The organism is Bacillus sp. AFS073361 (assembly GCF_002567005.1).
Taxonomy (GTDB): domain Bacteria; phylum Bacillota; class Bacilli; order Bacillales; family Cytobacillaceae; genus Neobacillus.
Genome location: NZ_NUZU01000031.1, coordinates 38,518 through 50,294 on the forward strand (window position 1 = coordinate 38,518; position 11,777 = coordinate 50,294).

Sequence of the window (11,777 nt, forward strand, 5' to 3'; positions counted from 1 at the left end):
GCTGATCACCCTTTTCTATTGTTGGTTGTTGATTTCTATTCCAGACACTTGTTTTCCACTGAACCTTTTGCGGAACATTGTATCCTTCTCTAACCGAAGTAATAATTGCTGACGAAGTTCAAAATCAAAAATCACTTCTCTCACATGCACTAAACCGACTCTTTCGATCCATTGCCACGTCCGTTCGAGGAAATTGGCTGTCTCACGATAGTATTGAATAAAAGCACAAATGATTTCGATTACATCCTGATTCTTCGTTCCAAGGGACAATAACTTACCTGCACGTACATTTCTCCCGCTGCTGCCACCGACATATATTTCCCAGCCAAGTCCAGTTCCAATTACACCGATATCTTTTGTCGTTGAACCGGCACCGTTATGCAAACAAGCAGATACGCCTAACGTTACTCGATAGGGAGTTATGAGAAATTCTAATCTTTTTTCGAGACTGACAGCCAGCTCCATTGATGAATGTTTGTCACAATGGCAAATATGTTCTCCGATACTCGTTTTCACATTTTGAACCATATTTCCGTAAGTAGAACTTACTTGCATATCCAAATCTGCCAACAAAGCAGACAAATCTTTTTTCTTCACGCCCATCAAATGAATTCTTTGTTCACTAGTGACAGCGATATTTGTAATGCCAAACTTCTCGGCGACCGTGGCAATCATTCTCAATTGTTCTGCGGAAGTTTTTCCACCGTACATCTGAGGGATGACAGTGTACGTCCCATCCTTCTGAATAATGGCCATCCTTTGTTCGGAAATATATAGGTTTTCTTGCTTCCTCTCATATTCCGGATAGATCATGCCTAAATAATAGGCTAAAGCAGGCCGACAGGCAGAACATCCTTCCTTATTCTCCCAACCAAGGACTTCCATCACCTCCTGTACCGTTGTCAATCCTTGCCATTGCATCTCATGCACCACTTCATCTTCCGTGAGTGTTGTACAGGAGCACATTGATTTTTGTTCAATGCCCTCATCGAATTCATCGCTATGAATGTAGTTGAGTAAATCGGCTACTAATGGTTTACAGCCCCCGCATGCCCCCGAGGCTTTTGTACATTTTTTCACTTGGTCGACTGTCGTTAATCCGTTTTTTTGAACCGCTTCTATAATTGTCCCTTTCGCTACCCCATTACAATTGCAAATCATTTCACTATGGGCCATAGAAGCGGCCGAATTCCCATCCCTATTTAATGCTTGAAAAAGTGTAACTTTCTCCAAATCTGATACATCTTGTCTTTTCATAATCATGTCTAGCAATCTTGTTCGGTCACTCGTGTCTCCAAATAAGACAGCGCCAACCATTCGGGATTTTTCAAAAACCATTTTCTTATATACGCCATCTAACTCATCGAAGATCACAATCGACTGCAATCTGTCGTCACATGAAAACTGTCCAACCGAAAACACATCTACTCCTGATATTTTTAATTGTGTCGAAAGAACAGTTCCATCGTATCCCTTTCCTCTAAGTCCGCAAATTCGTTTTGCCAACACCTTGCCTTGATCGTAAAGAGGCTTTACCAACCCATAGACCATTCCCCGGTGTTCCACACATTCACCGACAGCATAAATATTGGGGATATTTGTTTCCATATAATCATTGACAAGGATGGCTCGATTCGTCGCTATTCCACTTTCTTTAGCTAGTTGGATATTGGGTCTCACCCCTGCAGCCATCACAACCAAATCAGCAGCTGCTTCGGTACCATCTTTAAAGGAAACTCTTTCTACGCGATTGCTTCCGCAAATTTCCTTTGTTTCTTTTTCAAAAAGGAAACGCAAGCCTTGCTTTTCCAGTTCTGTTTGCAACAGTTTCGCAGCTGTTTCATCCAATTGTCTTTCCATAAGATGCGGCCCATTATGGACAACGGTTACCTCCATACCAAGATTAAGGAGACCTTTAGCAGCTTCCAAACCTAAGACACCCCCTCCGATGACCATCGCTTTATGATAGTGTTTCGCTGTTTCCATCATTTTCTGACAATCTTCTATAGTTCGAAACGTAACTACTCCTTCTATATCTTTACCTGGTACAGGGAGAAGAAATGGCATGGAACCTGTTGCGATGATAAGTCGATTATAGGGGTGCCTTCGACCTTTATCCGTTAGCAACTCTTGTTTTTCTGTATCTATTTTTAGGACCGTTTCACCAGTAAACAGTTCTATGTTCTGTTCGTTATACCAATTTCGATCATTGATGGTAATATCATCAAACGTCGTACTCCCCTGCAATACAGCTGATAATTGGATTCGATTATAGTTTAGGTGCGGTTCCGCTCCGAAAATTGTAATCTCATAAAGATCAGGTGCATCTCGTAAAATTTCCTCCATACATCGCACACCCGCCATTCCATTTCCTATCAATACGAGTTTTTGCTTATCCATTCTAAATACCCCCGCTAGTTAATTATGTTGATTATGGCAACCGTAAATATCACCTATTATTCCATAAAACTTATGAAAAGGAATTTGTTGTGTAACATTTCCTGACACAATAAGTTCTATGTTAGAGCATCTTACATGAAAAGTGACATCACCCTTCTCCATAGGCTATTGTTGAACAAAGCAAGAGAAACACAAATACTTAAGCTGTTTAAGGAGGAAAATGAAATGAAAAACAACATCAGTTTAGCTTCATTTTTGGTTTTACTAATTAGGGTTATGTTTTCAAAAGATAGTTGTTTTGAATGGTAATAAAGATTAAATTACTGGTTTTGTAAATTGTTTTGATTCATAGGAAAAACGTTTTCTAGAAAGGGGTACAATCTAATGAAGTTATCAGATTTAAAGAAAAGCGGTCATGCACCGTCGTTAGCAGCTTCATTTTTATATTTTGATGTTAGTTTTATGATTTGGGTTATTTTAGGGGCGCTGGGGGTTTATATTACAAAAGATTTTGGGCTGACCCCCTCACAAAAGGGTTTTATTGTTGCACTTCCGATCTTAAGCGGATCGTTTTTTCGACTCATCCTTGGCGTCTTAACAGATCGAATCGGACCACGGAAAACGGCAATCAGCGGAATGCTCGTGACCATCATTCCGCTGGTATGGGGTTGGTTATTTGGTCAAACCTTAACTGAACTTTATGTGATTGGGATTCTTCTTGGAGTGGCAGGAGCCAGTTTTGCTGCAGCCATCCCGATGGCAAGCAGATGGTACCCGCCGCATTTACAAGGGCTGGCAATGGGAATTGCCGGGGCCGGGAACAGCGGAACACTGTTTGCTACCTTATTTGGACCGCGACTTGCGGAACGAATGGGCTGGCACAATGTCTTAGGATTAGCACTTATACCTTTATTAACTGTATTTCTCTTGTATATCATTTTGGCAAAAGATGCACCATCCCAACCAGCACCAAAACCTATGGTTGAATATTTGAAGGTATTCAAACAAAAAGATACTTGGTATTTTTGTTTGCTTTACAGTGTCACCTTCGGAGGTTTTGTAGGTTTATCCAGTTTCTTAAGCATCTTTTTTGTGGATCAATATCATTTATCGAAAGTAACGGCAGGAGATTTTGTCACACTTTGTGTGGCAGCAGGGAGCTTTTTCCGTCCAGTCGGCGGTTTTATTGCTGATAAAATCGGCGGTGTCCGTCTTCTTACTTTCCTATTTATCGGGGTTGCACTAAGCATGTTTGGAGTGAGCCAGCTTCCCCCTCTTGCTGTTGTGACCACTTTATTGTTTATCGGAATGCTCTGCTTGGGAATGGGAAATGGAGCAGTCTTTCAATTAGTTCCGCAGCGCTTTCAAGAAGAAATCGGAATGATCACTGGAATCGTGGGAGCAGCCGGCGGGGTTGGCGGATTTTTTGTTCCCAATATTTTAGGAACTCTTAAAGAAGTAACTGGTACTTATGGAACTGGCTTTATGGTTTATACAGGGATTGGGGTTGCCGCATTAATAGTGTTATTTATTGCACAGGTGTCATGGCGAAAAACCTGGGCAACAAAGGAAGTATCACTAAAAAATTAACACAAAACGCATTTGCCATATATGGTGGCAAATGCGTTTTTTATTACTCAAATTTACTTTTTTTGCTCGAGGCTTTGGTAAACAGCCATCATATCTCGTTTATTCAACTCGCGAATACGATTGAAAATAGGAATCTCTGCGACTGATTCCATACATTCAGGAACCACATCACTTACTTTTCCAGTCAACCATGTTTGGACATCAAAACCTTCAACGATTTCTTTACGTCCCTCATCATTGATGCCACTGGCAGAACAACTCACACATGGGATGGATAATTTATGCACTCCCTCATGGAGATTATCTTCTGAAATGACTTTCTTCCCTTTACAAAATGGGCAGGGATGACTCGCCTTAATTTTGTTAATTTGGGTAACAATTTTTTTGTAGCCAAACGCCTCATACACATAGGTGAGTTTCTTGTATTTACCATTGGTGAAATACTTATCAATGATGGTTTCTCTCGTCTCGAAGATGTTGGCAAAATCACATATAGTGAGTTGATTCTTGTTGCTAATCGATTCGACATTGCCTTTAATATTGCCCCAGAAAGGTAAAACATTTTGTAAAACCACTTCATAGTGGGAAAAGCTTGCAAGTTCTAATTCAAACATTTTCAGTGAGACTTGTATTTCCCGAGGAAGTAACGATACATCTTCGGTAAGTGTCATTTCGCCGCCAACAATCGATTTTAGCTTTTCGAGTTCTGGTAACTTCCCGACTATTTTTAGAACTTGATTAATGGGCTGTTGAATCAGGTCACGAATATCTGTATCCCCAAATAATAGTTTTTTATGATGTTTAAGGACGGTTCCTTGACAGACTGGACAGATCATCATTTCTTTTGATGCTTTCATTTGCTCTTTAATAATCGATTTCGAAAAAAACATATAACGCCCAATGATGAAATTAAAACCTTCCCACATTCTCGAAGCCTTGCCCGCTTTATCATAAAAGGACTTTTCCCAATATCCATATAAAAAGGTATGCTTTTCTGCATCTGTCATCTCATTAAAGCTTTTACTAATGTCTTGACCAAGTTCATTCTTAATCTCATCAAAAAGGAATTGCAATTTGGGATATTGATAATATTTTAATACTTCCATTACGTCTGGATGTAGTAAGCCATCCCAGAATGGGACATTTTTATCTTGAATAACTACGTCTATATCAAATTTTTCAATAACCCGTCGCCCAGAACAAGATGGACAATGATTGTCTTGATGATAGAAATCGAAGCTTCTCGTATCTTTATTGGTCGGATGAGCAGCCACGATATGGTTGATCAATCCACCTATCTCATAGAGAAAACTATATTGACTATACAAATGCCTTTCAAGATCAATGGCGATGACGGGTGCAATGGTGTCAGATTCGAATTCACCATAAATCAGCCGAGCCATTGATGATAAGCTTTTTAAGATGCCGCCCTTATAGATGTTTTCTGCATTCTTAAAATAGCTCATATGATTTTCTGTTAAATAATGAATGCCATTTTTTGACTTAAGAGTGGAAGAAATATGCTCTGGCGACACTTCAACTTCTTCGTTTCTTTGGCGATAATACACGTCATGAACGACAACATCAAGATGTTCCACAGGCTCAAGCTGTCTTTTACCAAAATCAACAATAAAATCAGAGCTATCTAACATATAGTCATTATGTTCAATCATCATGATAGAAACCGAATCATCTTCAAGGATAACCCTTACACTATCAATAAATTGGTTTAAAATATTTTGAGATAATCCTTTTGAAGGTTCATCAAAAATAAACATCGTATGTGGATGTCTTGAGTTCCCAAACAGCTCCGAAACTAAGTGAACACACTGAAATTCACCCGTCGATAAAGTTTGTGTCTTTCTTTCCAACGTTAAATACCCAAGACCAAGTTTGATCAATAAGCTTAAACGTTTATGTGCGATGTCCTCATTTGGCAGTTCATCGATAATATCCTCAATCGAACGTTGAAAAATATCATCAATTTCTTCACTATATTTTGTAAGTTTCTTTTTAATATCAAGAAATGTTGCAACGGTTGACCGGCTGGTAATGGATTGATTTCGATCTTGTCCCACAATGACCAGTTTATCTTTTGGATAGCGCTGCAGAAAATCTTTGGCGATACACTCATTAACCAGTGTAGATTTCCCACACCCAGATTCTCCTGTAAAAGTTACCAGTCTATTTTTCGGGATCTGAATTTCAGCCATTTGGATATTGCGACAGTAAAGGTCCTTAAACTGATAGTATTCTGTTGGATTTTCCTGAATTCGGCCCCACACAATAGGCTTTGGACGTGGTGATTCCTCAACTATTTTTCCTCCATATTTGCCACTGCAAGGACCAAAGAACAATTCCTAACGACTTATCAATAGGTAGTTCTGCATCTAATTTGTTAATATTATTGGCAATTAATTCATTTATCTTCATTGTTATTTCCTCTGGATTCTGTAAATTTACTGCTTTCATGTTACCATAAGTACAACATACAAAAAAATAAAAACTCGTCCAATAAATAGAACGAGTTTTGTGATTTATTTTAATTTCCGGCTCAAGTAGTCAATTTTTTAAGGAAGATCTCTTTTTATCAAAACCACAATCTTAAATGATAGTCATATTCATAAATATCAACGTTTTCTTCCTCTTCTTTTTTAGGGTTACACTCATCACAAGGTTCTTCCGCCTGGTTATGTTTACATTGTTCAAATAAAAGTTCCATGTTTATGTCCCCTTTCTCTCTTCTTACTTTCTATTTTAATGGAAGCGTTTCCAATTGTCTTGTGGTTTTTATTGGAAATCATCGGGGAGAGCGATTTACATAAAGTAAGAGCGCCCTCCCCGATAATTCTAAGCAAGCTTTTGAATTTAAAGAGAATCAATTTTTCTCAGGAAGTCCCCTGACACTCTTAAAAACTCATCGGGCTCCTCCACATACGGCATATGAGCACTGTGCTCATAGACATGGAACGATGAACCAGGTGTTAAAGTGCTGTAGTACTGTGTTGTTTCTGGAGTAGCCTCATCAAACCGACCACATGTATATAATGTGGGACAGGTGATTTCCTTTAATTGTGGTGTACAATCAAATTCCTTCAAATTCCCGCGAACAGTAAATTCAGAAGGTCCCCACATGATATTGTATACTTCAGGATTTCTATTTTGAGAGCCTTGCTTTAACCAGTCGGGATATGGATCTAAACGGCAGACAAAGGTTTTGTTAAATTCGTCTGTTGCCTTTTTAAAATCCTCTGAATCAGTCGTACCATTTTCTTCGCACCTTTTAATGGTTTCCTGAATTTCTTGAGGCAACTTTTCAAGGTTACGTCTTTGATCCTGCTCCCATAAAGGAGCACTTAAACATGGGCTTGAAAAAATAACACTTTTCACACCATTAGGTTTGGTCAAACAATAGGCTGCTGCGAGCGTCGTCCCCCAAGAATGGCCTAGAATATGTACTTTTTCAAGATTGAGGGCTTGTCTCACCTGGCCCAACTCCTCAACAAATCTTTCAATTCTCCATAATGTTTGATCAGTTGGCCGATCTGATTTCCCGCATCCTAATTGATCGTAAAAGATTACGGCCCGGTCCTCTGACAGAGCCTTTAAACCTTGGAGCGAATAGCAGGACGATCCTGGCCCACCGTGCAGAATAATGACCGGAGTTCCTTCGGCATTTTTTTTAAAAAGTTGATACGCAACCCTTCCCCCGGTTACATCAATGTATCCTTCTTCAAACATAAACATTCCCCTTTTATTTTTTTATGTTCCTTTAATTCAGTATTTCAACATCGATATTAAAATACCCTGTTTTTATATTTGAAAATCGTATAGGTATAGTAGAAGTTAGAGGGGAAATAAGGTAATTAGTCTTTCATCAATGAACGTGTATAAACTATTTTGTTTCAGAAGTCTTGTTATTTTCATCCAACAAAAAGGTAACTACATGAATTATTGATTATCCGGACAACATAGAGAGGTGCTGTGTTAAAGGGAAGGTGGCACTTTGTATGAATAAACTTACTTATACACTGAGGAGGGCAACGATGGGAATATTAAGCGGAAATCCGAAAGAAGAACCATTACACTACGGAGAAGTCTTTGACATTTGGTCATCACAATTAGTTGGAAATGGTATGATTGCTGGATATCAGACGATGTTAAATCATGCCGGTGACGATGATTTAAAGAAATTATTAGTTGAAGCAATTGAAATCGGTCAGCAGGAAAAGAAACAAGTGGAAGAACTTTTAAAAGAAAATGGTATTGGCTTACCACCAGCAGCACCTGAGCCTCCTGAAGCATGCCTAGAAGAAATCCCTGTTGGAGCAAGAATTCCCGACCCTGCTATTGCCGCTACACTTTCTGCTGATATAGCTGCAGGACTAGTTTTATGCAGTCAGGCAATCGGAAAATCAATCAGAGAAGATGTAGCGTTGATGTACGCACAATTTCATGCTCAAAAGGTCGCTCTTGGTGGAAAGGTGCTTCGTTTAAATAAAGAAAAAGGATGGTTAATTCCTCCTCCATTACATCTTAACAAACACCATGATTGTTAACTCGTTAGAAAACACGGTTATCTCTAGCCGTGTTTTTTTCTGTTCTAAATTTTCAAGTAACATGGAACACCCATTTGGTATAATAATTATCATATAAGTAATAGTTGAGGTGGCACCATGAAAAAGACAATTGGAATGTTTGCTCACGTCGATGCTGGAAAAACAACATTGGCAGAACAGCTGCTCTACCATACGAAAACGATTAGACAAAGAGGTCGTGTCGATCATCAAGATACCTTTCTTGATACACATGACATAGAAAAACAACGAGGAATTACAGTATTTGCCGATCAGGCGGTGTTTTCATATAACGAATCCACCTATTATCTGATAGATACTCCTGGACATGTCGACTTCTCGCCTGAAATGGAACGGGCGATTCAAGTGATGGATTACGCCATAGTGATTATTAGTGCAGTAGAAGGCATCGAGGGACACACCGAAACCGTTTGGAATCTGCTGCAAAAACATGCCGTCCCCACATTTTTCTTTATCAACAAAATTGATCGTGTGGGTGCCGATTCCGAACGAGTTTTAAACGAAATTCGCAGCTACTTAACCACAGATGTTTTTGATATCACTGACATTCTGACGGATGGTGAAATGAATGACGAACTGATTGAATTTATTGCTGAGCGGAATGAATCCCTTTTGGAAATATACATGGAATCCGGATATCAACCCCATCTTTGGTTAGAAACGATAAGGAAACTAGTAAAAGAACAACAACTTTTCCCATGTGCGATTGGATCCGCTTTACAAGATATCGGTGTTAACAGCTTTCTTGAAAAAATGGAACTATTAACTACTACAAATTATCCAAATGAAGAACCCTTTGCGGGACGTGTATACAAGATTCGCTATGATGAAAAAGGAACACGAATGACGTTTATTAAGGCACTGCGCGGGACATTAAAAGTAAGGGATGAATTATATTACAGTGTGGATGAAAATCTGCTCCACGAGAAAATCACTCAAATTAGACTTTATAATGGAAATAAATTTAAAACAGCCGACCAAGTAACAGCAGGAGATATTTTCGCTGTAATTGGATTGTCGGCCGCTGCAGCTGGAGATGGTTTGGGGACATTAGAAGAAAAAGCAGAATACGAGATGGTCTCTGCTCTAAAATCCAAGGTTCTATTTGAACCATCGATGAATGTGAAAGAAGTGTTGAGGTATTTTAACATGTTAAATGCCGAAGATCCTGCTTTAAATGTCAGCTGGGAAGAACGCACCCAGGAGATCCACATCCACGTCATGGGGGTCATTCAACTTGAAGTTCTGAAACATGTCATTAAGGAACGCTTTTCTTTTGATGTCTCATTTGCAGATCCAGAAATCTTATATAAAGAAACCATTGATTCAACGGTGATTGGTTATGGTCATTTTGAGCCGCTTGGCCATTATGCCGAAGTGCATCTTAAATTAGAGCCGTGCGGGCGAAACACCGGGATTTCTTTCGAAAGTGTGTGTCATACCGATGATTTACCTGTTGGGACACAAAACGTTATTCATAATCACCTGTTTGAATGGGAGCATCATGGATTACTAACTGGGTCTCCTATTACAGACCTAAAGATCACCTTGGTAACGGGACGGGCCCATGTCAAACATACCTCTGGGGGGGACTTTAGAGAGGCAACTTTCCGTGCTTTGCGGCAAGGTCTTGAAAAAGCAAACAATATTCTGCTGGAACCATTTTATGATTTTAAAATCCGAGTGAATTTAGAACATATGGGAAAAGTGTTAACAGACATTCAAAATGCACGCGGCAGCTTTAACGCTCCTATGACCGAAGGAAATAAAACCTTCATAACTGGCAAAGTTCCCGTTGCTACCTTTATGAATTATGGCCCTGAGTTCGCCTCGATTACGCAAGGGAAAGGTTCTCTAAATCTGGTTTTCGGTGGTTATTACCCTTGCCATAATCAAAATGAAGTAATGGCAAGAATTAATTACAATAAGGATGCAGATCCCGAATACACATCGTCGTCCATCTTTTGCTCCAAAGGGCAAAGCTATTCCGTGCCATGGAATGAAGTTGAAGATGAAATGCATTGTTTGTAGGGGGGACTTGGGTTTAAGAAATGTTTATTGATAACAGTCTCTTTAATTTTTCGATGAGTTCGGTCGTCAAGAACCGCTATTGACGACCGTCTATTTATTTTTTTCGATAGATTCGGTCATCAAGGAGACTTATTGACGACTTTACCTTCTCATTTTTGATAGATTCGGTTGTCTATATCCCCTATTGACGACTTTCCCTTCTCTTTTATCATAACTTCGGTCGTCAATACCCATTTCTTAACCTAATCTCAATCTCCTATCCAATGATCAGGTCTTTTTATGGCAGATGGTAATATAGTTCTAAGATCCCCCTTTGCTGAATTGACTTGCGCTTGCGTCAGAAATAAACTATCTGTAAGATTAGCTCCACGTAAATCCGCATCTCTCAAGTCTGCACCAATCAAATCTGCCCATCGCAAATCAGATTTCCTTAGATCTGCTGCAATGAGCAAGGCCCCCCTTAAATTAGTTCCTCTAAGGTCAGCTCCTGTTAACTTGGCGCCAATGAAGTCCCTCTTTTTTATGTTCTTCTTTGGCGAAATCTTTGCGCGCACAAGTTCACTTGTGCGGAGAAGCAACTCATTTACTATGGCTCTATGTGCAGGAACATTTAACGCTATGATGGAAGAAGAATTTAGAGTTGTAAGCCGTTCCGTTTCTTGAAAAGCAGTTTTCAATTCTTTTGAAATTGGCTGCGCCTCTTCTAAACCAAGCGCTTCATTCAAGTAACAAAGCATTTCATGAAGTTGTTGCATAATCGGAAATACCTCAAACATTTCTTTGGCTAAAGATGGATCATCTCGCCAATCGATTCCGTTATAGGTAACTTGCGAAACCTTTTGGCCTGCACCAAAACACTCATATCCCACACAGCCTCTAAATCCTTCGTTTCTAAGATTCTTATGGATCCTACACCGAAAATCGGATTGCAAATTTGAACATGGCGTACCTGCTTCTTTATCTACGGCAAAGTCAGCAGACTTCGCAAAAGGCAATGCCACACAGCACAATCCAAAACAATTCAAACAATCGGCACGTAAACCATCATTATTTTTAATAAGTTGTCTAGACAATCAAACCCCTCCTACTATTCTTCTAATTTACCACAAAAACCTCTCATCTATAAAATTAGATAAGAGGTTTTTCACATGAAGTCTA

At 39.4% G+C, this 11,777-nt stretch carries 7 protein-coding genes and 1 pseudogene; 3 read left to right on the forward strand and 5 right to left on the reverse strand.

Annotated elements, in window-relative coordinates; all coding sequences use genetic code 11:
• Window positions 1-15 precede the first annotated feature (15 nt).
• A complete protein-coding gene (nirB, locus tag COJ96_RS15080; RefSeq protein WP_098574637.1) occupies window positions 16-2,400 on the reverse strand; it encodes a nitrite reductase large subunit NirB in 2,385 nt (794 codons plus the stop codon).
• A 384-nt stretch (window positions 2,401-2,784) separates the two neighbouring features.
• Here nirB and COJ96_RS15085 point away from each other — a divergent pair, with 384 nt between their 5' ends.
• Complete coding sequence (locus COJ96_RS15085; RefSeq protein ID WP_098574638.1) at window positions 2,785-3,990, forward strand: nitrate/nitrite transporter; 1,206 nt, start codon at window positions 2,785-2,787, stop codon at window positions 3,988-3,990.
• 53 nt (window positions 3,991-4,043) lie between these two features.
• On the opposite strand, the pseudogene COJ96_RS15090 reads toward COJ96_RS15085, so the two are convergent.
• The 3 genes and pseudogenes from COJ96_RS15090 to COJ96_RS15095 form a co-directional block, all read right to left on the reverse strand.
• Window positions 4,044-6,350 (reverse strand): annotated as a pseudogene (locus tag COJ96_RS15090) (ATP-binding cassette domain-containing protein); the annotation flags it as partial.
• 230 nt (window positions 6,351-6,580) lie between these two features.
• On the reverse strand, window positions 6,581-6,712 hold the full coding sequence (locus COJ96_RS29250) for a hypothetical protein (protein ID WP_257148528.1): 132 nt from the start codon (window positions 6,710-6,712) through the stop codon (window positions 6,581-6,583).
• A gap of 146 nt (window positions 6,713-6,858) precedes the next feature.
• Entirely contained in the window at window positions 6,859-7,731 is an 873-nt protein-coding gene (locus tag COJ96_RS15095; protein WP_098574639.1) for a proline iminopeptidase-family hydrolase, read from the reverse strand.
• A 305-nt stretch (window positions 7,732-8,036) separates the two neighbouring features.
• Between COJ96_RS15095 and COJ96_RS15100 the strand changes: the two genes are divergently transcribed.
• Both COJ96_RS15100 and COJ96_RS15105 read left to right on the forward strand, forming a co-directional pair.
• Complete coding sequence (locus tag COJ96_RS15100) at window positions 8,037-8,549, forward strand: DUF3231 family protein (protein ID WP_098574640.1); 513 nt, start codon at window positions 8,037-8,039, stop codon at window positions 8,547-8,549.
• Window positions 8,550-8,666: 117 nt separating this feature from the next.
• Window positions 8,667-10,619 carry an elongation factor G gene (locus COJ96_RS15105; RefSeq protein WP_098574641.1) on the forward strand — a complete coding sequence of 651 codons (1,953 nt, stop codon included), beginning with the start codon at window positions 8,667-8,669 and terminating at the stop codon, window positions 10,617-10,619.
• 248 nt (window positions 10,620-10,867) lie between these two features.
• Here the strand turns inward: COJ96_RS15105 and COJ96_RS15110 are convergent, their stop codons facing one another.
• On the reverse strand, window positions 10,868-11,692 hold the full coding sequence (locus COJ96_RS15110) for a pentapeptide repeat-containing protein (protein WP_098574642.1): 825 nt from the start codon (window positions 11,690-11,692) through the stop codon (window positions 10,868-10,870).
• Window positions 11,693-11,777: the final 85 nt, after the last annotated feature.

Excerpts from the sequence above, each read along its gene's own strand:
- nirB (WP_098574637.1), bottom strand. The coding sequence starts at position 2,400 with ATGGATAAGCAAAAACTCGTATTGATAGGAAATGGAATGGCGGGTGTG.
- COJ96_RS15085 (WP_098574638.1), top strand. The coding sequence starts at position 2,785 with ATGAAGTTATCAGATTTAAAGAAAAGCGGTCATGCACCGTCGTTAGCA.
- COJ96_RS29250 (WP_257148528.1), bottom strand. The coding sequence starts at position 6,712 with ATGGAACTTTTATTTGAACAATGTAAACATAACCAGGCGGAAGAACCT.
- COJ96_RS15095 (WP_098574639.1), bottom strand. The coding sequence starts at position 7,731 with ATGTTTGAAGAAGGATACATTGATGTAACCGGGGGAAGGGTTGCGTAT.
- COJ96_RS15100 (WP_098574640.1), top strand. The coding sequence starts at position 8,037 with ATGGGAATATTAAGCGGAAATCCGAAAGAAGAACCATTACACTACGGA.
- COJ96_RS15105 (WP_098574641.1), top strand. The coding sequence starts at position 8,667 with ATGAAAAAGACAATTGGAATGTTTGCTCACGTCGATGCTGGAAAAACA.